Raw genomic sequence first — 23,042 nt, forward strand, 5'->3', positions numbered from 1 at the left:
TCAGCGGGATGCCCTGCATAAAAGACATCAGGCGTCGGGGTTCTGTTCCTCATTGTCTGCCGCCTGACGTCCTTTACCCACATAGTAGCGGGAGAAGAATACGCCGACTTCAAACAGGCAGTACATCGGAATAGCGAGCAAAGTTTGCGAGAAAACGTCCGGCGGTGTGAGCAACATCCCAACCACGAACGCGCCGACCAGAATATAGGGCCGTTTCTTTTTCAGATCGTCCGGGCTGGTAATGCCGGTCCAGCACAGCAGCACGATGGCAATCGGCACCTCAAACGCCACGCCAAACGCCATGAACAGCGTCATGACAAAGTCGAGGTAGTTAGTGATGTCCGTGGCGATGGTGACGCCCTGCGGCGCGGTTTTGGCGAAGAAGCCAAACGCCAGCGGGAACACGATGAAGTAGGCAAAGGCCACGCCAACATAAAACAGCAGCGTACTGGAGAACAGCAGCGGCATCACCAGGCGGCGCTCATGGCGATACAGCGCGGGGGCGACAAACGCCCAGACCTGATAAAGAATCACCGGCACCGCAAGAAACACCGACACAATGATGGTCAGTTTGATCGGCGTAAAGAACGGTGAGGCCACGTCGGTGGCGATCATGCTGGCGCCGGCGGGCATCTGGCTAATCAGCGGCGCTGCCACCGCGTGATAGATGTCGTTGGCGAAGTAAACCAGACACAGGAAGATAACAAACACCGCGATGATGCAGTTCAGCAGACGCTTGCGCAGCTCAATCAGGTGGCTGATGAGCGGTTGGGTATCTTCAACGGCCATGTTTATCGTTCATCTTTTACGGGAGGAGTGGTCGCAGGCGCGACGGAATCGGTGTGGCTGGTGGCTGGTGCAGGCTGCGGCGCCTGCGCCGGGGCGCTGGCCTGATGTGCCGCGCTGGCCGGCGTCACAACGCTGTGCGGCTCAGCGGGCTGCGGTGCGGCAGCGGGCTGTGGCGCGGCAGCGGGCGGCTGATGAATGGTGTTGGCTTCATCTTCCGTTTTTTCGATATCGATGCTCTGCTGCACCGAGCGCTTCATGGAGTCCGCAGTTTTACGCAGCTCTTCCATGGATTGCTTCAGCTCCGGCGACAGCGTGCCGCGTCCTGCCTCTTCGACCTTTTTCAGGCTGTCCTGCAGCTCCTGCAGTTTCAGCTCCTGGGCCAGTTCGTTCTGCACATTAGCAGCCAGCGAGCGAATGGCCCGGATCCAGCCAACAACGGTTTTCACCGCAACCGGTAAGCGCTGCGGGCCCAGTACAATCAGCCCGATCACGAACACCAATACCAGTTCACTAAAACCAATATCGAACACAGTTTTACCTTACTTGTCCCGGGCGTCGTCTTTGCTCGCCGGGGTGTGCTGTTTGTCTGCCAGTTTGGCGTTGAAGTCAGCGTCCTGCTCTTTCGGTTGATCCTTTTTCTCGTCTTCATCGCTCATGGCTTTTTTGAAGCCGCGAATGGAAGAGCCTAAATCCGAACCCAGGTTACGAAGCTTATTGGTACCGAACAGAAGTACAACAATGACGGCAATGATTAACAATTGCCAAATACTGATACCGCCCATGAGATATGCCTCTAATATTCTGTGAAAAACGGTTAACTGTAACGCACAGAAAGTCCGTTTTTACCCGGACTTAAGCCTGCGACATTACGCGATTTGCACCAGGCAGACAATCAGTTTGTCTTGCGCCAGCCGATGAGCCAGGTGACGATGCCGGCGGCCATTAACAGCGCCGGGAAGAAGTCCCAGTCAGGCCGGCTCAACAGCACGGCGGTGCCACTTAATAACAGTGTAGCCCCGACGCCAAACAGATAACGTGCCTGATGATGACGGGTGCGCTGCGCGTTCAAATCGGTGACGAGTTTATCGACACTGTGCTGCAATAACTTGTGCTGGCGCATACTGTCGTAAAAAAGCTCCGGCAGCTCCGGCAGTTTCTCTGCCCAGAACGGCGCCTTCTCTTTCACCGCCCGCAGGATGGCCGGAATGCCAATCTGATCCTTAATCCAGTCCTCCAGGAACGGCTTGGCGGTTTTCCACAGATCGAGCTGCGGATAGAGCTGACGGCCGATGCCCTCGATGTACAGCAGGGTTTTCTGCAACAGCACCAGCTGCGGCTGCACTTCCATATTGAAACGGCGCGCGGTGTTGAACAGATTGAGCAGCACGTGACCAAAGGAGATTTCCGCCAGCGGCTTTTCGAAAATCGGCTCGCACACGGTGCGGATCGCGAACTCAAAATCTTCCACGTTGGTATCCGGCGGTACCCAGCCCGAGTCGACATGCAGCTCGGCCACTTTGCGGTAGTCGCGGTTGAAGAAGGCGATGAAATTTTCCGCCAGGTAGCGCTTATCTTCTTTGTTCAGCGAGCCAACGATGCCGCAGTCAATGCCGATATACTGCGGATCTTCCGGATGCTCGTAGCTGACGAAGATGTTGCCGGGATGCATATCGGCGTGGAAGAAGCTGTCGCGGAACACCTGGGTGAAGAACACCTGCACGCCGCGTTCGGCCAGCAGCTTCATGTTGACGCCGTGCTGCTCCAGCGTGGCAACGTCGGAGATAGGAATGCCGTAAATGCGCTCCATTACCAGCATGGTTTCGCTGCAGTAGTCGGAGAACACTTCCGGCACGTACAGCATGCGGCTCTGGTCGAAGTTGCGGCGCAGCTGAATCGCATTGGCAGCTTCACGCAGCAGATTGAGTTCATCAATCAGCGTTTTTTCGTAGTCGCGCACCACTTCCATCGGACGCAGACGGCGACCGTCCGGCAGCAGACGTGGCACCCAGCGCGCCAGGCGGTAAATCAGCTTCATGTCAGCTTTGATCACCGGCAGGATATCCGGGCGAATCACTTTGATCACCACTTCGCGGCCGTTGGATTTCAGCGTCGCGGTATGCACCTGGGCGATCGAAGCCGATGCCAGCGGTTTGATATCGAAGTCGTCGAACCAGGTTTCCACCGGGCCGCCAATCGAACGCTCAATCTGCGCTTTGGCTTTCACGCCGTCGAACGGTGCCACGCGGTCCTGCAGAATCGCCAGCTCATCGGCAATTTTCGGCGGGAACAGGTCGCGGCGCGTCGAGAGCATCTGACCGAACTTGATCCAAACCGGACCGAGCTGCTCCATGGCCAGACGCAGACGGATGCCCATCTCAGCTTCTTTGTGCCGGTTGGGGATCCAGAAAACACAGCGTCGCCACAGCCGCAGCGGCAGCGTAATGCGCATATGCGGAATCAGTTCATCCAGCCCGTAGGTCAGAAAAACTTTGATAATGAAGTATAAGCGCCGAATTTCTCCCAGCGTCATTTCGCCTCCAGCTGTGCCAAACGCGCCTCAAACGCATTAAGCGCACGTTCCATCGCTTCTACCTCCTCACAAAACCACGCCTGCTCCAGCGCCCCCGGTGCCACGCGCCACTCTTCGGTCAGCACCTGCCCCAGATAATCCTGACGGCGGGTGACCTGCTGTCTGAGCTGGGCCAGCGCACGCTGAGCGGCCTGGCTGATGCCCTGTGCCGCGATGTCGCCCACCCACGGCGCGAGATATTCCGCCGGGTCGAGTTCAGCCAGATCCATCAGCGCGGAGAATTGCTGTACCACCTGCAGATCGCCTTCCACGTCCAGCTCACCGCTGCGAATCAGGCTGGTCAGCTGCTGACGATCGCGCAGCTTAGGCAGCGTGCTGAAACGCAGGCTGACGCTGCAGTCGCTGCGGTCCTGCCAGTCACTCAGCACATCCAGCTGGTTTTCACTGAACACCAGCACCAGCGGAAAATCCAGCTCCTGCAGGCGCAGCAGCAGGACTTTGCCGGCCAGACGCTGGCGTGCGGTTTTCAGGCTGCGATCGCGGTACAACACACGGTTCAGGGCGGTCTCAAGACCGCCGGTGATGAGAGGGGTAAAAGTCATGATTAATCAGAACTTAAAGCCACGATGCAGCGCCACAATGCCGCCGGTCATGTTGTAGTAGCTGGTATTTTCAAAGCCAGCGTCGTTCATCATCGCCTTAAGGGTTTCCTGATCCGGATGCATACGAATCGACTCCGCCAGGTAGCGATAACTCTCCGCGTCTTTTGCCACCAGTTGGCCGATGCGCGGCAGAATGTGGAAAGAGTAAGTGTCGTAGGCTTTGCTCAGCGGATCGAAAACCGGTTTAGAGAACTCCAGCACCAGCAGACGGCCGCCCGGCTTGAGCACGCGGAACATCGACGCCAGCGCCTTCTCTTTTTCGGTCACGTTACGCAGGCCGAAGGAGATGGTGATGCAGTCGAAATAGTTATCCGGGAACGGCAGCGCTTCTGCGTTAGCCTGCACGTAGCTGACGTTGCCGGTTACGCCGAGGTTGCGCAGCTTTTCGCGTCCCATCTTCAGCATTGAGCTGTTGATGTCCGCCAGCACCACCTGACCGGTTTCACCGACCAGGCGCGAGAATTTTGCCGTCAGATCGCCGGTACCGCCGGCCAGATCCAGGACGCGCTGACCGCGGCGCACGCCGCTGCTGTCGATGGTAAAACGCTTCCAGACGCGATGGATGCCGAACGACATCAAATCGTTCATCAGGTCATATTTCGCCGCGACGGAGTGAAACACGTCCGCGACTTTATCGGCCTTTTCACTTTTGGCGACGGTCTGAAAGCCAAAATGGGTAGTTTCCTGCTGTGATTCATCTGCCATCGGTTTTACCTGTTCCACAAACAATACTTCCCGAAGTGTATCAGAGTCGGGCGATCCGAGCACGCCACCGGCGTGTTATTCGTTGATGCGGCGCAGGGAGGCGGCGGAAGAATCTGCCGCATTTTCAGCGGGCTCGCTGTCATCGGCCCATGTATCATCCGCCGCGTCGGGCTGCGCCTGCTCTGCCAGCTGCGGGTTGATGGGCCGTTTGATCTCCACGCCAAGCGCACGAAACGACTCGCTCTGGGCGATCAGATTGCCGCGCCCCTGCGCCAGCTTTTTCATCGCCAGCTGATAACTCTGCTGCGCTTTGTCGAGGCTATGCCCGATGCCGCTCATGTCATCGACAAACAGCCGCATCTTGTCGTACAAGCGCGCAGCGCGGTCGGCGATGCGCTGGGCATTACGGCTCTGATGCTCATAGCGCCACAGATTATTGATGGTGCGCAGCGCCACCAGCAGCGTGGTCGGGCTGACCAGCATAATGTTTTGCTGCAGCGCTTCGCTGATCAGCTCCGGCTGACGGTCGATCGCCAGCAGAAACGCCGGTTCGACCGGAATAAACATCAGCACATAATCCAGCGAGCGTAAACCGGGCAATTGTTGATAATCTTTACGCCCCAGCAGCCGGATATGGCCGCGCACCGCGTTGATGTGCTCCTGAATCGCCTGTTCGCGCATCAGCTCATCGTCGGCGTTGAAGTAGCGCTCATAGGCAATCAGCGTCATTTTGGCGTCAATTACCACATCTTTACCCTGCGGCAGACGCACAATCACATCCGGTTGCATACGGCCCTGTTGCTCCAGCTGCACGCTGACCTGGGTCTGGTACTCGTAGCCTTCGCGCAGGCCTGAGGCCTCCAGCACCCGGCTGAGCACCACTTCGCCCCAGTTGCCCTGAATTTTATTGTCGCCCTTCAGCGCTTTGGTGAGGTTGATCGCTTCCTGCGCCATCTGCGCGTTGAGCTGCTGCAGCTGACGAATCTCGTGCGCCAGCGTGTGGCGTTCACGCGCTTCCTGGCCGAAGCTATCGTTGACCTGGCGGCGGAAGCCGTCCAGCTGTTCGCGCAGCGGGCCGATCAGGCTATTGAGGCTCTGCCGGTTCTGCTCGTCGACGCGTTTTCCGCTGTTTTCGAAGATTCGGTTGGCGAGGTTTTCAAACTGCGCACTCAGGCGCTGTTCGCTGTTGGTCAGCAGACGCTGCTTCTCCTCAGCGGCGAAACGCGTCTCTTCTAATCGAATGGTGACTTCCCGCAGTTCGGCTTCCTGCGCGCTGTTAACTTCCAGCTGATTACGCAGCTCGCGGCTGAGCTGCTCACTCTCGGCCCGCCAGTAATCCAGCTGCTGCAGGCGCTCCTGCGCGCCGCTTAGCGTGCCGTGTAGCTGGCGCAGCTCCTGTTCGCGCTGCTGCAGTTGCTGTTGCAGCTGTTCCAGCTGCTGCTGCTGACGCTGCTGCGCCTGTTCCAGCAGGCGGCGTTCGGTGGTGAAGCTGGCGTGCTGATGGCCGGCGCGCAGCTGGGCAATAATCCAGCCAATGCCCAAACCGGCCAGCGCCAGCGCGCCGCTGATGATAAGTTGCTGATCCATAATCCCCCCGCGGATCGTCTCGCTGAGGAGAAGGTAGAGCGCCACTGTATGAATGTCCAGAACATTCATGGCAACCCGCGGATTTTATCGCGGGCGCAATAGGCACCGTCCGGGTAACTACAGGGCGCGTACGGTCAGGTCGCCGGCTTTCCAGGCGTCGATCAGGAAAAACGGCATCGGCAGCACCCATTCGCTGTCGCTTTTCACCTTCGCCGGATAGCACCAGCTGTTGCCGCCGTAGGTCAGCTCAACCTGCTGCTGGCCATTTTCGGCGTTGGCCACTTTGCCGGCCATGCTGGCGAAACCGGCATTGCTGCCGACGTGGAAGCTGTCGGTCTGCCAGCGAATCGGCGCATGCGCCGGCCACGGCTGCGCGTGGTGGAAGTGAAAGATATCGTCGTGATTGAGGATGCTGTCGCGCACCGTCGGCCACAGCGCTACCTTGAGGAAGTACTGGTCGGTAAAGCGCTCGCTGCCTTCATACTGCGCGATAAAGTCGCGCATCTGCTGCTCCACGTTGTGAAACACGCCGTGACAACCGCCCCACATGCCGGCCAGTAACAGCTCGGTGTGCGAATAATAATCGCGCATGTGGTGGAACCAGAATGGCGAAGCCAGCCAGGCATCGACGGCCGCCACTTCGCGCTCTGACAGCAGCGAATCCGCATCGCGCACGATGTAGCGTTTTACGCTGGCATCGTCCATCACCAGAAAGCGCCACAGCGTAGGGAAAATGGTTTTCTCCTGCGACATATCCACCAGCTGGGTGTTTGGCTGGGTCAGGCGCTGCCACACGTGCTGCGGCACGCTATCGTCGAGATAGATGCGACACATCCAGTCCGGATAGAGCTCGCGCGCCACCTCAACGTTTTTAATCAGGGTTTCGCAGTAGCGCGGCTGACCGCCGTACAGGCTGAAGGAGATGATATTTTCTGCCGGATTGCTGCGGTTAATCGGCGCAGGCGCCGGTGCGGGAAAAGTCGCTTTCGCGCCCTGACTGAAACGCATGTCGGATTGGGTGAGCGATTCGAGGCCATAACGCGCCACTTCATCTGTCTTACCCAGCCAGCCACACACTTCCGTCAGGCCATCCAGCCAGGTTTCCGACGCCTGCGCGCGCTGCGCCGCCGGTGCCTGATAGATTTTCTGGTAAATCTTGTAGGATTTTTTATGTTCGCCGACGCGCATCAGCGTTAGCGCATAGTCGCTGAGCACCTGCATCTGGTTAGGCATGACGCGCAGCACTTCTTCGCAGCACTGGCGCGCCAGAGGATAATCTGACGCGGCCATTGCCTGACGAAAGCGCGCGGCGGCACTCTCAACGCGGGCCTGCATTGCAGCAGGGCGGCTGGTAAAACCCGGACGTGGGACAGAGATCGTTTTGCGCATAGGAAATTTCTCAGAATCGGCTGAAATTGCGCGCATTCTAATCAGGCAATTGCTGAGCTCCCTATAAGCCTGGTCTCGAAATCATTCCCTGACTGGCGCGCTAAAGTAAACGACGCGCGGCATCCACCACAATTTTCACCGCATCGCTTTCTGTCTGCTTCATAGTGGCCGCATCCGGGATCTCTTTTTGCGTGCGATTCACGATGACGCCAGCCACCATGCCGGCACGCAGTCCCTGACTGGCGCACATGGTTAACAGTGTAGCGGATTCCATCTCATAGTTAAGCACGCCCATTTGCTGCCACTCTTTCATCGAGCCCTGGAAGCGGCTCACCACGCGTCCGGAGAAGGTGTCGTAGCGCTCCTGGCCAGGATAGAAGGTGTCTGACGAGGCAGTGACACCAATATGCGTGGTCGCGCCGCAGGCTTCTGCCGCGGCCACCAGCGCGGTGGTACAGGCGAAGTCAGCCACCGCCGGGAATTCCATCGGCGCAAAGTGCAGGCTGGCACCGTCCAGACGGACCGAGGCGGTGGTCACCAGCACATCACCCACGTTGATGTGTGGCTGAATCGCGCCGGTGGTACCCACACGCAGGAAGGTACGCACGCCCAGCTGCGCCAGCTCTTCAACGGCGATAGAGGTAGACGGACCGCCAATACCGGTGGAACAGACGACCACCGGTTTGCCGTCGATCTCCGCCAGCCAGGTGGTGAATTCACGGTGCGACGCGAGGTGCTGCGGATTCTCCATCAGCGCTGCGATTTTCTTCACGCGCTCCGGATCGCCAGGAACAATCGCCAGCGTGGCTCCTTTCAAATCGGCTTTGGTGATGCCAAGGTGGAAAACGTCAGACTGGGCCATATCAGACTCCTGGAAGATAAGGGGAATAAGCGCGCCACTTTACGTCAGCGGCCCGGATAAATATGTGACTGAATTCACTATCAATAATGAAAGTTACATTGAACTAAAGATATTGTGTGACTCTAATCACATATTAGCGGTCTGCTGCGCTGAATTGCTACAAGCGGTGCTGTGTAACCGTAAAAGGCAGTGTTAATAGAGAAGCAGATCAGGTTAACCATCCCCCGTACCCTACGCCAGCCTTGCCGTAAGGCCAGGCTATAGTTACGTGATTGCGCACTTGCTAGCACGGAGAGAACCATGAAAACCGAAGACAATATGGCACAAAAATCCGCCACCGACGGCTTTGCGCCAGCGGTGCAGCCCACCGCAGCCAGCACCATCATTACCGCCAGCGATGCCATTCACGCGGGCGAGACGTCCGTGCCGAGCCAGGGTGAGAACCTGCCGGCTTATTATGCTCGTCCGCAACAGTTTAGCGGCACGCTGCCGGTCGTGCTGGTGGTGCAGGAAATTTTCGGCGTGCACGAGCACATCCGCGATCTGTGCCGCCGTCTGGCACTGGAAGGCTATCTCGCCGTGGCGCCGGAGCTCTATTTCCGCGAAGGCGATCCCAACGATTACAACGATATCCCTACCCTGTTCAAAGAGCTGGTGAGCAAAGTGCCGGATTCGCAGGTACTGTCGGATCTCGACCACGTGGCCAACTGGGCGGCGCGCCACGGCGGCGATATCCGTCGTCTGGCGATCACCGGTTTCTGCTGGGGCGGTCGCATCAGCTGGTTGTTTGCCGCCCATAATCCGCAGGTGCGCGCCGCCGCCGCCTGGTACGGTCGCCTGGAGGGCGAGAAAACGCTGAAGCAGCAGAAACATCCCATTGATATTGCAGTGGATTTGAATGCACCGGTGCTGGGCCTGTATGGCGGCCAGGATGAAAGCATTCCACTGGAAAGCATCGATAAGATGCGCCAGGCCCTGCACGCGGCTAATGCCAAAGCCGAGATTGTGGTGTATCCGGAAGCTGGCCACGCCTTCAACGCCGACTATCGTCCGAGCTACCACGCCGATTCCGCACAGGACGGCTGGCAGCGCATGCTGGCGTGGTTTAAGCAGTATGGCGTCGCGCCAAACGCGGAATAAAAAAAGGGGCGCCAGCGCGCCCCAACTCAACAACACAACGTATTATCCTGCCATCAAACGGTTTCGGCGCGCAGCTTCTGCGCCGCTTTCACCATGTTGGCCAGCGCCTGACGCGTTTCACTCCAGCCGCGCGTTTTCAGGCCACAGTCCGGGTTCACCCACAGGCGCTGCTGCGGAATACTCTGCGCCGCTTTGCGCAGCAGATCTTCCATCCACTCCACGCTCGGTACGTTGGGTGAGTGGATGTCATACACGCCCGGCCCGATTTCATTGGGATATTCAAACGCTTTAAACGCATCCAGCAGATCCATATCAGAACGTGAGGTTTCGATAGTGATCACGTCGGCGTCCAGCGCGGCAATCGAATCCATGATGTCGTTGAACTCGCAATAACACATGTGGGTGTGAATCTGCGTCTCGTCCTGCGCCACCGCGGCGTTAAGGCGGAACGCGTCCACCGCCCAGCGCAGATAGGCTGCCCAGTCAGACTGATGCAGCGGCAAGCCTTCACGCAGCGCCGGTTCGTCAATCTGAATGATGCCGATACCGGCTTTTTCCAGGTCCTGCACTTCGTCGCGCAGCGCCAGCGCAATCTGTTTAGCGATGGTTTCGCGCGTCACGTCTTCCCGCGGGAACGACCAGCACAGGATGGTGACCGGTCCGGTCAGCATGCCCTTCACCGGTTTGTCGGTCAGCGACTGCGCATACTTTGCCCACTCGACGGTAATCGGCTGCGGGCGGCTGACGTCCCCGATGATCACCGGCGGCTTAACACAGCGCGAGCCGTAGCTCTGAACCCAGCCGTTCTGGGTGAAAACAAAGCCGTCGAGGTTTTCGCCGAAGTACTCCACCATGTCGTTACGCTCGGCTTCGCCATGCACCAGCACGTCGAGCCCCAGACGCTCCTGCTCCGCAATCGCCTGCCGGATGTGTTCCGCGATACCGGTGCGGTAGTGGCCGCCGTCAATGTTGCCTTTTTTGAAGTCGAGGCGCAGGCCGCGAATCTCGGTGGTCTGCGGGAAAGAACCGATGGTGGTGGTGGGCCACGCCGGCAGGTTAAAGCGCTGACGCTGCGCCTGAGCACGCACGGTGTAGCTGCTGTTGCGCTCAGTGTCTCTGGCCTGGATTTGCGCCAGACGCTGCGCCACGGCGGGGTTGTGCACGCGAGCAGAGTTTGCCCGGGCGCGAATCGGCGCGCTCCAGGCGTGCAGCGCAGCGGCATCGTGCTGGTTCAGCGCCTGACTCAGCAGCGACAGCTCCGTACACTTCTGTAACGCAAAGGCGAACCAGCTTTTTACCTCGTCGTCGAGGCGGGTTTCCACGCTCAGATCAATGGGGCTGTGCAGCAGCGAACAGGAGGAACCGATCCACAGCTGCTGACGCTGGCCGATCAGCGGCTGCAGGCGCTCAAACCAGCGGGTGAGATCGGCGCGCCAGACGTTACGGCCATTGATCACCCCGAGCGACAGCAACCAGTCCGCCGGGATCTGCTTGTTGAGCCGCTCAAGGTCGTCTTTGCCGTGCACCAGGTCCACGTGCAGGCCCTGCACCGGCAGCGTTTTGATGACATCAAGATTCTGACCAATGCTGTCAAAGTAGGTGGTCAGCAGCAGTTTCACTTCGCCCTGTAGCGCGTCGTACGCCGGTTTAAACGCCTCGCGCCACGCCTGCGGCAGTTCCAGCGCCAGCACCGGCTCATCAATCTGCACCCATTCGATGCCGCGCTGACGCAGTTCTGCCAGCACCTGACGGTACACCGGCAGAATGGCCTGCAGCAGCGACAGGCGGTCAAAGGCGTCACCTTTCACCTTACCCAGCCACAAATAGGTCACCGGCCCCAGCAGCACTGGTTTGATGGCGTGGCCGAGCGCCAGCGCTTCATCCACCTCATCCAGCAGTTGCGTCCAGCTGAAACGGAACTGCTGACCCTGGGTAAATTCCGGCACGATGTAGTGATAATTGGTGTTAAACCATTTGGTCATCTCTGCCGCCGCCGCGGGCTCACCGCTGGGCGCCCGACCGCGACCGATACGGAACAGGGTGTCGAGGTCAATCGAGCCGTCTTTATTCTGGTGCCGTGCCGGTACGTTACCGAGCAGCAGACTGGTGGTCAGCACGTGATCGTACCAGGCAAAATCGCCGACCGGCAGCAGATCAACACCGGCGTCTTTCTGCTGCTGCCAGTGACGGGCGCGCAGTTCACGACCCACCGCCAGCAGTTCGTCCTGTGAGCTGTTCCCGGCCCAGTAGCTTTCCTGTGCTTTTTTCAGTTCGCGGCGCAGTCCGACGCGAGGGAAACCGAGAGTATGGTTCAGAATGGTCATGTGAGATTCTCCAGAAGTTGTTCGCTGTGCGACAGTCGCAGCAACCGATTTACGTTCATCCAGCGGGCAATCCTGCCGTGCGCTGAGCGTGTTAGCTGGACAAAGGTAAAGTGGCCGTCGCGTCTGACTGAGATGTTTAGCCGTCCAGATGTTTACACCGCTATAATCTGCGGGTACTGTATGTGTCTCAAGCGCAATTTGTTCAATCTCGATGTGAAGGACTCTCATGATCGAACTCAAACACCTGCGGACGCTGCAGGCGTTACGGCACACCGGCTCGCTGGCTGCCGCCGCCGCCCAGCTTCATCAGACGCAATCGGCGTTGTCTCACCAGTTCAGCGACCTGGAACAGCGGCTGGGCTTCCGGCTGTTCGTGCGTAAGAGCCAGCCGCTCCGTTTTACGCCGCAGGGAGAGATTCTGTTGCAGCTGGCGGAGCAGATTCTGCCGCAGATCCAGCAGGCGCTGCAGGCCTGTCATGAGCCGCATCAGACCACGTTGCGCATCGCTATCGAATGCCACAGCTGCATCCAGTGGCTGACGCCGGCCCTGAACAATTTCCGTCAGAGCTGGCCGCAGGTAGTGATGGACTTCAAATCCGGCGTGACCTTTGATCCGCAGCCGGCGCTGCAGCAGGGCGAACTGGACGTGGTGCTGACGTCCGATATTCTGCCGCGCAGCGGTTTGTTCTATGCGCCGATGTTTGATTTTGAGGTGCGGCTGGTGCTGGCGCCAGATCACCGTCTGGCGCAGCTGGCCCACATCACGCCGGAAGATTTGGCCGATGAGGTGCTGATGATCTATCCGGTACAGCGTCAGCGGCTGGACGTGTGGCGTAACTTCTTACAGCCAGCCGGCGTCAGCCCGGCGCTGAAGAGCGTGGATAATACGCTGCTGCTGATCCAGATGGTGTCGGCCGGCATGGGCATTGCCGCGCTGCCGCACTGGGTGGTAGAGAGTTTTGAGCACCAGGGGCTGGTGGTAACGCGCACGCTGGGCGACGGATTGTGGAGCCGTTTATACGCGGCGATGCGCGACGGCGAGCAGCGGCAGCCGGTGCTGGAGGCCTTTGTGCGCTTTGCCCGTCAGCACGCCTGCGAGCACCTGCCTTACGTGCGCGATGCCTCGCGCCCCGGCTCCCTGCAGCCGGTCTCGTCCTGATGCCGCGGGCGGCCAATGTCGCCCGTGCTGTTATCCCCGCCCTGCCTGCTCTATAATGCGCCGCCTTAACCGCTACCGGAGAGTTTCACCATGACCAATAACGATGTGCTGCGCAGCGTGCGCTATATGCTGGATTTGAGCGACAGCAAAGTGGTGGAGATTTTTGCGCTGGCGGGCAGTGAAGTACCGCGTGAAGATGTGCAGGCGTGGCTGAAGAAAGATGACGATGAAGCGTTTCGTAAACTGCCGGATGTGCTGATGGGTTACTTCCTCAACGGTCTGATTTTCTACCGTCGCGGCAAAAGCGAAGACGCGCCGGCCCCGTCGGTTGAGCGCCGCATGAACAACAATATCTTTCTCAAGAAGTTACGCATCGCCTTCGCGCTGAAAACCACCGATATCCCGGATATCTTATTGAAGGCTAACTTCAAGGTGTCACAGGCCGAGATCGGCGCGATTTTCCGTAACCCGGATCATAAAAATTATCGCGAGTGCGGTGACCAGATTCTGCGTAACTTCCTGAAAGGCTTAACGCTGATTCAGCGACCATCGACACCCGCGAAAAAAAGCTAAGCGCCTGAACTGCCGCTTTTGGCCGTGTGTCCCAGTACCCAGCGTTTATGCACGTACAGGGACGCAAAAATCACTATCGCCCCGGCGATAAAGCTCGGCCAGTGCGGCTTCTCCTGCCAGATCGCCAAATTCACCAGTAATCCTGCCGGCACGTGCATGTTGTTCATAATGCCCAGCGTCCCGGCATCGACCTGGGTCGCGCCGTAGTTCCACATGAAGTAACCCAGCCCGGACGCGACCACGCCCAGCCACACCAGCACGCCCCACTGCAGCGTGGTGGTCGGCAGCTTGTGCGGATTGCCCCAGATGCACCAGGCGATCACCGCGATCAGCACTGCGCCGAGATAGAACCACGAGAACGCGGTGTGCTGCGGCATCGGGCGGACTTCCTGCAGGCGCTTATAGCCCACCATGCCAATCGCAAAGCAGATGTTAGCCGCCTGCACCAGCAGCAGTCCGAACCAGAAATCATCGCTGACTTTGTCGTAGCGGATAATGGCCGCACCGAGCACCGCCAGCAGCGCGCTGAAAGCATAGCCAATGCGCAGCGGGCGCTTGCTGAGCAGGTCATAAATCAGCGTGACATATAGCGGCGTCATCACCGTAAACAGCAGGAATTCCGGCACGCTGAGATAGAGATAAGCCTCGAAACTGATCAGATACATGATGCCTAATTGCAGCATGCCCACCAGCATATAGAGCAGTAACGTTGAGGCGCGGTAACCGCGCCAGCGCAGAAACGGCAGAAAGACCAGCGCCGCCAGGCCTAAACGCATCAGCACCGAGAACCAGGTATCCACCTGCCCCGCCAGATACTCCCCGATTAAACTAAAAGAAAAAGCCCACAGAATGGTGGTAACGATCAGCAACAGCACGGTTATGTATCCTAAAGTTCAACACTGGCGCTAGTGTAAACAAACTACAGCGCGCTGGCGGGATAATCTGGTTGACATGTGATGAAATTAAACACGATCGCATCTTCCCTGCCCGGTCAGCAGGCACGCGTCCGCATGGCGGGTTGACCGGCGGGCGGCGATTTTTATGAGGCAGCGCGCCGTTTTCTCTGACAGAAATGCGCGAAATCCAACATTTACTGGTTTATATCGCTCTTTATTGTCATAAAACTGTAACATATGTGTCACACGTCACAGTAACTGCGCGTAACCATCACTATTCTGTGCGCGAAATGGAAAGGTTGCTTTCTGTTCGCTGTCGTACTTTTTTTGCCCCAACCTGCTGGGAATCGATAACTATATTGCGCCCTTGGAGGGCCATTCTGATGTTGAGTATTTTTAAACCTGCACCACACCAGCCCCAGGTGGCGGATGATCGCGTCGATCCGCTCTATCGTCGTCTGCGCTGGCAGATCTTCTTCGGCATTTTCTTTGGCTACGCCGCCTATTATCTGGTGCGCAAAAACTTTGCGCTGGCGATGCCTTACCTGGTCGAACAGGGCTTTTCCCGCGGCGACCTTGGCTTTGCCCTCTCCGGCATCTCCATCGCCTACGGTTTTTCCAAATTCATCATGGGATCGGTCTCGGATCGCTCCAACCCGCGGGTCTTTTTGCCCGCCGGCCTGATTCTCGCCGCCGCCGTGATGCTGGTAATGGGCTTCGTGCCGTGGGCAACCTCGAGCATCATGGTGATGTTCGTGCTGCTGTTTCTGTGTGGCTGGTTCCAGGGCATGGGCTGGCCACCGTGCGGACGCACCATGGTGCACTGGTGGTCGCAGAAAGAGCGCGGCGGCATTGTGTCGGTATGGAACTGCGCGCACAACGTGGGTGGCGGCATTCCTCCGCTGCTGTTCCTGCTCGGCATGGCGTGGTTTAACGACTGGAAAGCCGCGCTCTATATGCCGGCGTTTGGTGCCATCCTCGTCGCCATCATCGCTTTTGCGCTGATGCGCGATACGCCGCAGTCGTGCGGGCTGCCACCGATTGAGGCATGGAAGAATGACTATCCGCCGGATTACAGCGAGAACCACGAACAGGAGCTGACGGCGAAGCAGATTTTCATGCAGTACGTGCTGCCGAATAAGCTGCTGTGGTACATCGCGCTGGCCAACGTGTTCGTTTATCTGCTGCGCTACGGCATCCTCGACTGGTCACCAACCTATCTGAAAGAGGTGAAGCACTTCACGCTGGATAAATCCTCGTGGGCCTATTTCCTGTACGAATACGCCGGGATTCCGGGCACGCTGCTGTGCGGCTGGATGTCGGACAAGGTATTCCGCGGCAATCGCGGTGCCACCGGGGTGTTTTTCATGACGCTGGTGACCATCGCCACCATCATTTACTGGCTGAACCCGCCGGGCAATCCGGGCATAGATATGATCTGCATGATCGTCATTGGCTTCCTGATCTACGGTCCGGTGATGCTGATTGGTCTGCACGCGCTGGAGCTGGCACCGAAAAAAGCGGCCGGCACTGCGGCAGGCTTTACCGGTCTGTTCGGCTATCTCGGCGGATCGGTAGCAGCCAGTGCGATTGTCGGTTACACCGTGGATTTCTTCGGCTGGGACGGCGGTTTCTTAGTGATGATTGTCGGATCGGTGCTGGCGGTGGTGTTACTGCTGCTGACCATGGTCAGCGAGCATCGCCACAAGCAGCAGCAGGTGTAATCTGAGCGGGCCGGTGCATACCGGCCCGTTTTATTCAGGCGAGGAACAATTTGCGCAGCGTCTGCGGCACCGCGTCATCGGCGTTGCTGCCAATCACTTCCAGCGTCGGCAGGGTATCTTTCAGGCGCTGATGGGCGTTACGCATGATGCAGCCTTTGCCCGCCATACTCAGCATCTCGACATCATTCATGCCGTCGCCAAACGCGATGCACTCTTTCAGCGAATAGCCAAGCTGTTTCGCCACCGCTTCCAGCGCGTGCCCTTTCGAGACGCCGCCAGCCATCACTTCCAGACAGGTGGGCAGCGAGAAACTGACGTTAACCCGGTCACCCCAGCGCGCTTCAATCGCCTGTTCCAGCGGAACCAGATGCTCCGGATCGTCGCAGGTGAAGAACACTTTGCTGATGCCGTCGGTGGCCAGCATGCCGGGCTGATACACCTGATAGGTGAACACCGATTCCTGGAAAAACTCCGCTTCCTGCGGATTATGGCGGCTGATGTGCCACTCATCGTCGCGGTAAACGTGCGTCAGGATTTTCTCATCGTGATACTTCAGGCCATACAGCTCGCTGGCGATATCGCTGTCCAGATTGTGGCTGAACACCAGTTCGCCGTCGGCATTATGCACGCGCGCGCCGTTTGAGGTGATCATATACGCCGGAATGCCGAGCTTATCGCGCATCTGACCGACGTCGATGTAGTGGCGTCCGGTGGCAAAGATAAAATGCACATCGCGCGCCACCAGTTCCTGCAGCGTGGTGCGGGCAAACGGCGTCAGACGATGTTGCGGAGAAAGCAGCGTGCCATCCAGGTCGGATGCAACGATGTGGTACATGTAGGCCTCTGGTATTGATGTCTAAGAATACATTAGTCACGGTGGCGCTGATAAAAGTCGACCATCGCATTGAGCGCTTCGGCGCGCATGGCGTCTGTTTCAAACAGGATCTCGTGACGCGCGCCCTGAATGATGTAAGGCGTGGTGCCTTCCACCGCATGTCCCGCTGCCGCCATGGCTTCACAGAACAGATCCTGCGCGCGGTTATCCACCACGTCGTCTTCACTGGCCTGCAGCAGCAGAATCGGTGTCGTAATCTGCGCCACCTGATTAAGGATATGGCGTCCGGCCTGAATCCCTTCCCGCACCCAGTGATAGGTAGGGCCGCCGACGCGAATCGCCGGATCGTCAGCGTAAAAGCGCAGATTGCGACGATAGCGTTCGCGACTGTGCGTCAGCCGGTTAATGCCAAACGGGCTGGCGCGCCAGCGTCCGGTGCCCAGCGCGTAGCCGTCGCGCAGCGCGGGCAGCTTTTCCGCCCAGTCGAGAATGCGGCGCGCCAGAAACGGCGGCAGCGGCAGCACGATACCAAACATCGGCGCACAAAACACCGCCGCGTGGAAGGCCTGCGGCTGACGCGCCAGGAACAGCGCCACAATTGCGCCGCCCATCGAGTGCGCCAGCACGTAGCGCTGCTGATAGTGATGGCTGACGATCTCTTTCAGATACAGCGTTTCCAGATCGTCGACATAATCGCTGAACTCCACCACGTGTCCGCGATGCGAATCGGCCAGCAGCCGATCTGAACGCCCCTGACCGCGATGGTCGATAATCACCACATCGTAGCCGCAGTGGAACAGGTCATAGGCCAGCTCGGGGTATTTGATGTAGCTTTCAATGCGTCCGGGCACAATCAGGATGACACGCCGGTGTTGCGGTGAGGTGAAGCGCACATAGCGAATGGTCAGATTGCCCACGCCGCTGAATTCACACTCTTCACGCTGACGCCAGAAGTCGAGCAGCGGACCGGTAGCAAAGGCTGAAAAAGCGTGCTCACGTCCGAGCCAACTCTGTTTATGCTGCTGCATCCGTCCCCCTGAAAAAACGTCAAACGCGGCTCTGCACTTAATAGCGCAGCGCGATTTTCTGGCGTATTGTGTCACACTTCACTCTCTTCAGGGAATGTCACCCATGACCATTGAATGGTGGTTAACCTACCTGTTAACCACGACTATCCTCAGCCTCTCGCCCGGTTCCGGCGCGATCAACACCATGAGCACCGGCATCAGCCACGGCTATCGCGGTGCGGCAGCCTCAATTACCGGATTACAGCTGGGTCTCGCCGTGCATATTGTGCTGGTGGGCGCCGGTCTGGGCGCGCTGTTTTCGCAGTCGGTGCTGGCGTTTGAGGTACTGAAATGGGCGGGCGCGGCCTATCTGGTGTGGCTTGGCATTCAGCAGTGGCGCTCAGCGGGCGGAATCGATCTCAATGCGGTGGCCAAAGCGATGCCGCGTCGTCGTCTGTTTCAGCGCGCGCTGCTGGTGAATCTCACCAATCCGAAGAGCATTGTGTTTCTCGCCGCGCTGTTTCCGCAGTTTATCGTGCCGCACCAGCCGCAGCTGATGCAGTATCTGGTGCTCGGCGTGACCACCATCGTGGTCGACATCATTGTGATGATTGGTTACGCCACGCTGGCGACGCGCATTGCTGGCTGGATCAAAGGTCCGAAGCAGATGAAACTGCTGAATCGGGTGTTTGGTGGCTTGTTTATGGCGGTCGGCGCACTGCTGGCCAGCGCACGTAAAATGGCGTAACGATTGGCATTGATCGTAGCGGCACGCTTTATCGCGCCCAGTTGAAACGCGCAAAAAATTGCGCCGCTACGGTTCGGGATCTTATCGGGAGATGATGAGGTGAATACCAAACCCGGCAAACAGCACGCCCGCCATACCGTCCACCCACTTCGCCATCCGCTGATACTTATCGCGCATCCACGGCAGGGCAAAAATCGCCGCCACCAGGGTAAACCAGGCAAAGGTTTCACCGACGATCAACAGGAACAGGCCCCAGCGCTCAATCGCGCCCACATCGTTACCCACGAACAGTGAAAACACACTGCCGAAGTAGATGATGGCTTTCGGGTTAGACAGGTTGGTGAGAAACCCTTTGAGGAAGCTCATGCCACGCTTTGGCAGCTCAACCACCGGCGCTTCCGTATGAGGTTGCTTGTGACGCTGACGCGCTGAGCGCAGCAGCTGCCAGCCCATCCACAGCAGATACAGCCCGCCACCGACCATGATGATTTCATGCAGCCACGCCATTTTCTCCAGAATCAGATGCAGGCCCATCAGCGCGACACCGGCCCAAATCACAATCCCCAGCGTAATGCCGAGCACGCCCATCATCGCCTCTTTGCGCGAGCGGCTGGCGGCGGTCTGTGAGACAAAAAAGAAGTCCGGTCCCGGACTCATCAGCGCAACCAGATGCACCAGCGCGACGGTGGCAAATAACATCAGCATGGTTTATTTCCCTTATTCTTCATCAAGATGTTCTTTGATCATCAGCAGGAACGGCTTACCGAAGCGCTCCAGTTTGCGATGACCGACCCCGTTCACGCTCAGCATCTCTGAAGCGCTGACCGGCATTTGTTCTGCCATTTCAATCAGCGTGGCGTCGTTAAACACCACGTAAGGCGGAATATTCTCTTCGTCGGCGATGGCTTTACGCAGCTTACGCAGCTTGGCGAACAGCTTGCGATCGTAATTGCCGCCGTAGACTTTTGGCGCGCTGCTGCGGCTTTTCACCGTCACGGTACGCGGTACCGCCAGCATCAGCGGCACTTCAGCGCGCAGCACCGGGCGCGCGGCCTCGGTGAGCTGCAGCGCCGAGTGCATGGCGATGTTTTGCGTCACCATGCCCAGATGGATCAGCTGGCGCAGCACGCTGACCCAGTGCTCCTGACTCTGCTCGCGCCCGAGGCCGTACACCGGCAGTTTGTCGTGGCCGTTATCGCGGATGCGCTGGTTGGTTGAGCCGCGCAAAACTTCAACAATATAGCTCATCCCAAAACGCTGCCCGGTACGATAAATGCCCGACAGCGCTTTTTGCGCTTCGACCAGGCCGTCATAGCGCCGCGGCGGATCGAGGCAGATATCGCAGTTGCCGCACGGCTGCTGGCGACCTTCACCAAAGTAGTTAAGCAGCACCAGACGACGGCAGGTTTGCGCCTCGGCAAACGCGCCCATGGCGTTGAGTTTGTGGCGTTCAATATCCTGCAGCGGCCCGGGCGCTTTCTCTTCCAGACACTTACGCAGCCAAGCCATGTCAGCCGGATCGTACAGCATCATCGCTTCGGCCGGCAGGCCATCACGCCCGGCGCGGCCGGTCTCCTGATAGTAGGATTCGATATTGCGCGGAATGTCGAAGTGCACCACAAAACGCACGTTGGGTTTGTTGATGCCCATGCCGAACGCCACGGTCGCGACCACGATTTGCAAATCGTCACGCTGAAACGCTTCCTGCACGCGTGCGCGCTGCTCGCTGTCGATGCCGGCATGATAAGCGCCAACGCTGATGCCGCGACTCTGCAGACGCGCAGCGGTGTCTTCCACTTTGGCGCGGCTGTTACAGTAGATGATGCCGCTTTTGCCGCGCTGATCCTGCACATAGCGCAGCAGCTGCTCGGTAGGCTTGAACTTCTCCACCAGCGTGTAGCGAATGTTGGGACGGTCAAAACTGCTGATCTGAATCAGCGGATCGTGCATCTGCAGCAGATGCACGATGTCGTTACGCGTGGCTTCATCGGCGGTGGCGGTCAGCGCCATCACCGGCAGCTGCGGAATGCGCTGGCGCAGCTGACCGAGCGCGCCATATTCCGGACGGAAATCGTGGCCCCACTGCGAAATACAGTGCGCTTCATCGACGGCCAGCATCACCGGATTCCAGTGCTGCAGGGTGTCGAGGAAGTTATCCATCATCAGACGTTCCGGCGCGATGTACAGCAGCCGCAGTTTGCCGCTGCGGCAGTCCGCAAACACCTGCTGCTGCTGCTCACGCGTCTGCGTCGAGTTAAGGCACGCCGCCGCCACGCCGTTCGCCAGCAGCTGATCGACCTGATCTTTCATCAGTGAAATCAGCGGCGAAACCACCAGCGTCAGCCCTTCGCGCACCAGCGCCGGGATTTGATAGCACAGCGATTTGCCGCCGCCGGTCGGCATCACCACCAGGCAGTCGCGCCCTGACAGCGCGGTTTCGATGATGGTTTGCTGACCCGGACGGAACTGCTGATAGCCGAAGGTATCCTGTAATACCTGCTGCGCCAGCATTTCCTGATTAAGCACTGCCGATGTTGCCACGGTAATCCTGTTTTGACTGGTTAGAACAGATCGTTAAGCGTTACGCCGACGCCAAGACGCGTCTGGCGATGGTTATAGTCAATAAGGGATTCACCATAACCGCTGAACAGCTGCGTGTAAAAGCGCACGTGTTCAGAAATCGGATAGCTCCACGCGAAGGTTGCACCGCCGTAGCCGCTATTCCAGTTGTAGTTGCCTTCCACGCTGAAAATGCTGTCGCCGAGCATATAGCCCAGCTTCGCGCGGTAGTAGCCCATGTACTTGGTGATGTCCGGGTTATCGTCGTTGCTGGCACTTTCCGGCAGACGATACCAGGGTTTGATTTCCGCCAGGAAGTTGCCGTTCTCCGCCATCAGACGGGCGTAAGCGCGGTTCCAGCTGCGTGACGTGGGATCGCTGCGGCCATTTGACTGATGATTCAGACCCAGCTCGACGTCGCGTAATGTCCAGCCGCCCAGCGAATAGTCGGTGGCCCAGCCGAGAAAAATCTGCGGCTCATAGTTGGTTTCACGAAACGGTGATGAAGCCCCCCGGTTCGACAGCTGCCACCAGGAGCGCTGAGTATACGACGCGGCCAGCACCGAGTTGTCACCCAAAATGCCGCGCCACAGCGGAAACGCCAGGCTGAGCTGGAATTTTACTTCATCCTTTTTCGCTTTGTCTGCCCAGTTGTAAGAGGAAATCGCCTCTTTATTCATGTCGCTGGTGTAGGTGTAAAGCAGATAGTTATTTTCATAGGGATAAAGCACGAATGGGTTATCGTGTTTTTCCAGCAGGTTAGCGATAATACTGCCCTTCACTGCTGGTGCGTCATGAACCTCTTTCACGGTGGCTTCATCGGCCTGCGCCAGCGCAGGGACCATAAATGCCGCGGCCAGCAAGGCGTACTGCTTACGCATAGAATTCTCCAGAGCGCTGCAAAAGTTATCGTCGGGCGACGGTTCAAAAAGCACGCCATTCTACACGCAAACCCGGTGGTTGATTAGCGCGGATTTCTGAAACTGGAAAGCGGCGCGAACGCGGCATAATATACACAATTCTTTAACATCTTAAGGCAGGAAAAATGTCATCCCCGATGCTGACACAGCAGGAAGCGCGCCGGCTGATTGGCGAAATTTTTGTCTATCACATGCCGTTTAATCAGGCACTGGGCCTTGAGCTGGATCGCCTTGAAGCCGATTACGCCGAACTCGGCTTTGCCAATAAAACCATGCTGGTGGGTAATGCCGCGCAGCAGATTCTGCACGGTGGCGTGATTGCCTCAGTGCTGGATGTTGCCGCCGGGCTGGTGTGCGTCAGCCATGCGCTGTCGCGCCAGCAGAGCATCAGCGAAGAGGAGCTGCGTCAGCGCTTGTCGCGCATGGGCACCATTGATATGCGCGTCGACTACCTGCGCCCGGGCCGCGGCGAGCGCTTTGTCGCCACCAGCAGCCTGCTGCGCGCCGGGAATAAAGTCGCGGTTGCGCGCGTCGAATTGCACAATCAGCAGGGCGATTACATCGCCACTGCGACTGCGACCTATCTTATTGGTTAACTTCGCGCGGCCTGCCACACTCGCCGCTTTCTGGAAT

At 58.3% G+C, this 23,042-nt stretch carries 22 protein-coding genes; 6 read left to right on the forward strand and 16 right to left on the reverse strand.

The features are described from left to right. Window positions 1–27 precede the first annotated feature (27 nt). From tatC to udp, 9 genes are all read right to left on the reverse strand, one after another. The gene (gene tatC / locus AC6I79_RS18950; RefSeq protein WP_058781591.1) at window positions 28–789 is read right to left on the reverse strand and encodes a Sec-independent protein translocase subunit TatC; all 762 of its coding nucleotides are present in this window, start codon (window positions 787–789) and stop codon (window positions 28–30) included. Between the two features lie 2 nt (window positions 790–791). Then, entirely contained in the window at window positions 792–1,319 is a 528-nt protein-coding gene (gene tatB, locus AC6I79_RS18955; RefSeq protein WP_498027477.1) for a Sec-independent protein translocase protein TatB, read from the reverse strand. A gap of 9 nt (window positions 1,320–1,328) precedes the next feature. After that, a complete protein-coding gene (tatA, locus tag AC6I79_RS18960; protein WP_010618194.1) occupies window positions 1,329–1,571 on the reverse strand; it encodes a Sec-independent protein translocase subunit TatA in 243 nt (80 codons plus the stop codon). Window positions 1,572–1,681: 110 nt separating this feature from the next. After that, on the reverse strand, window positions 1,682–3,319 hold the full coding sequence (gene ubiB, locus AC6I79_RS18965; protein ID WP_021506947.1) for a ubiquinone biosynthesis regulatory protein kinase UbiB: 1,638 nt from the start codon (window positions 3,317–3,319) through the stop codon (window positions 1,682–1,684). Continuing rightward, entirely contained in the window at window positions 3,316–3,921 is a 606-nt protein-coding gene (gene ubiJ / locus AC6I79_RS18970; protein ID WP_058758122.1) for a ubiquinone biosynthesis protein UbiJ, read from the reverse strand. Before ubiJ ends, ubiB begins: the two co-directional genes overlap by 4 nt. A gap of 6 nt (window positions 3,922–3,927) precedes the next feature. Next, complete coding sequence (gene ubiE, locus AC6I79_RS18975; RefSeq protein WP_021506949.1) at window positions 3,928–4,686, reverse strand: bifunctional demethylmenaquinone methyltransferase/2-methoxy-6-polyprenyl-1,4-benzoquinol methylase UbiE; 759 nt, start codon at window positions 4,684–4,686, stop codon at window positions 3,928–3,930. Window positions 4,687–4,761: 75 nt separating this feature from the next. Next, the gene (rmuC, locus tag AC6I79_RS18980; RefSeq protein WP_166720200.1) at window positions 4,762–6,273 is read right to left on the reverse strand and encodes a DNA recombination protein RmuC; all 1,512 of its coding nucleotides are present in this window, start codon (window positions 6,271–6,273) and stop codon (window positions 4,762–4,764) included. 117 nt (window positions 6,274–6,390) lie between these two features. Then, window positions 6,391–7,662 carry a tetratricopeptide repeat protein gene (locus tag AC6I79_RS18985; RefSeq protein WP_159378067.1) on the reverse strand — a complete coding sequence of 424 codons (1,272 nt, stop codon included), beginning with the start codon at window positions 7,660–7,662 and terminating at the stop codon, window positions 6,391–6,393. A 100-nt stretch (window positions 7,663–7,762) separates the two neighbouring features. Continuing rightward, the gene (gene udp / locus AC6I79_RS18990) at window positions 7,763–8,524 is read right to left on the reverse strand and encodes a uridine phosphorylase (RefSeq protein WP_021506952.1); all 762 of its coding nucleotides are present in this window, start codon (window positions 8,522–8,524) and stop codon (window positions 7,763–7,765) included. 300 nt (window positions 8,525–8,824) lie between these two features. On the opposite strand from udp, the gene AC6I79_RS18995 reads away from it, so the two are divergent. Next, window positions 8,825–9,664, forward strand: coding sequence for a dienelactone hydrolase family protein (locus tag AC6I79_RS18995; protein ID WP_021506953.1), 840 nt, complete (start codon window positions 8,825–8,827; stop codon window positions 9,662–9,664). A 53-nt stretch (window positions 9,665–9,717) separates the two neighbouring features. Here AC6I79_RS18995 and metE read toward each other — a convergent pair whose 3' ends face one another. Continuing rightward, window positions 9,718–11,988 carry a 5-methyltetrahydropteroyltriglutamate--homocysteine S-methyltransferase gene (metE, locus tag AC6I79_RS19000; RefSeq protein ID WP_159378066.1) on the reverse strand — a complete coding sequence of 757 codons (2,271 nt, stop codon included), beginning with the start codon at window positions 11,986–11,988 and terminating at the stop codon, window positions 9,718–9,720. Window positions 11,989–12,214: 226 nt separating this feature from the next. Between metE and metR the strand changes: the two genes are divergently transcribed. Together metR and AC6I79_RS19010 are read left to right on the forward strand one after the other, a co-directional pair. Further along, on the forward strand, window positions 12,215–13,147 hold the full coding sequence (gene metR / locus AC6I79_RS19005) for an HTH-type transcriptional regulator MetR (RefSeq protein WP_021506955.1): 933 nt from the start codon (window positions 12,215–12,217) through the stop codon (window positions 13,145–13,147). 90 nt (window positions 13,148–13,237) lie between these two features. Beyond that, window positions 13,238–13,720 carry a YehS family protein gene (locus AC6I79_RS19010; protein WP_021506956.1) on the forward strand — a complete coding sequence of 161 codons (483 nt, stop codon included), beginning with the start codon at window positions 13,238–13,240 and terminating at the stop codon, window positions 13,718–13,720. On the opposite strand, the gene AC6I79_RS19015 is transcribed toward AC6I79_RS19010, so the two are convergent. Continuing rightward, complete coding sequence (locus AC6I79_RS19015; protein ID WP_021506957.1) at window positions 13,717–14,595, reverse strand: carboxylate/amino acid/amine transporter; 879 nt, start codon at window positions 14,593–14,595, stop codon at window positions 13,717–13,719. The two genes, AC6I79_RS19010 and AC6I79_RS19015, sit on opposite strands and share 4 nt — an antisense overlap. A gap of 404 nt (window positions 14,596–14,999) precedes the next feature. Here AC6I79_RS19015 and glpT point away from each other — a divergent pair, with 404 nt between their 5' ends. Next, window positions 15,000–16,340, forward strand: a complete 1,341-nt coding sequence (gene glpT, locus AC6I79_RS19020) for a glycerol-3-phosphate transporter (protein WP_159378065.1) — start codon at window positions 15,000–15,002, stop codon at window positions 16,338–16,340. Window positions 16,341–16,374: 34 nt separating this feature from the next. Here glpT and yigL read toward each other — a convergent pair whose 3' ends face one another. Next, on the reverse strand, window positions 16,375–17,175 hold the full coding sequence (gene yigL, locus AC6I79_RS19025; RefSeq protein ID WP_058758117.1) for a sugar/pyridoxal phosphate phosphatase YigL: 801 nt from the start codon (window positions 17,173–17,175) through the stop codon (window positions 16,375–16,377). Window positions 17,176–17,207: 32 nt separating this feature from the next. Continuing rightward, entirely contained in the window at window positions 17,208–18,203 is a 996-nt protein-coding gene (gene pldB, locus AC6I79_RS19030; protein ID WP_159378064.1) for a lysophospholipase L2, read from the reverse strand. A 103-nt stretch (window positions 18,204–18,306) separates the two neighbouring features. Between pldB and rhtB the strand changes: the two genes are divergently transcribed. Then, a complete protein-coding gene (gene rhtB / locus AC6I79_RS19035; protein WP_021506962.1) occupies window positions 18,307–18,930 on the forward strand; it encodes a homoserine/homoserine lactone efflux protein in 624 nt (207 codons plus the stop codon). 81 nt (window positions 18,931–19,011) lie between these two features. Here the strand turns inward: rhtB and rhtC are convergent, their stop codons facing one another. From rhtC to pldA, 3 genes are read right to left on the reverse strand one after another with little or no spacing between them, the layout of a single operon-like run. Beyond that, entirely contained in the window at window positions 19,012–19,635 is a 624-nt protein-coding gene (gene rhtC, locus AC6I79_RS19040; protein WP_021506963.1) for a threonine export protein RhtC, read from the reverse strand. A gap of 12 nt (window positions 19,636–19,647) precedes the next feature. Next, a complete protein-coding gene (gene recQ / locus AC6I79_RS19045; RefSeq protein WP_058758115.1) occupies window positions 19,648–21,471 on the reverse strand; it encodes an ATP-dependent DNA helicase RecQ in 1,824 nt (607 codons plus the stop codon). 20 nt (window positions 21,472–21,491) lie between these two features. Then, window positions 21,492–22,370, reverse strand: coding sequence for a phospholipase A (gene pldA, locus AC6I79_RS19050; RefSeq protein ID WP_021506965.1), 879 nt, complete (start codon window positions 22,368–22,370; stop codon window positions 21,492–21,494). A 164-nt stretch (window positions 22,371–22,534) separates the two neighbouring features. On the opposite strand from pldA, the gene AC6I79_RS19055 reads away from it, so the two are divergent. Next, window positions 22,535–23,005 carry a thioesterase family protein gene (locus AC6I79_RS19055; protein WP_031279610.1) on the forward strand — a complete coding sequence of 157 codons (471 nt, stop codon included), beginning with the start codon at window positions 22,535–22,537 and terminating at the stop codon, window positions 23,003–23,005. The last annotated feature ends 37 nt before the right edge of the window (window positions 23,006–23,042 follow it).

It is taken from the genome of gamma proteobacterium symbiont of Scutellera amethystina (assembly GCF_059730845.1).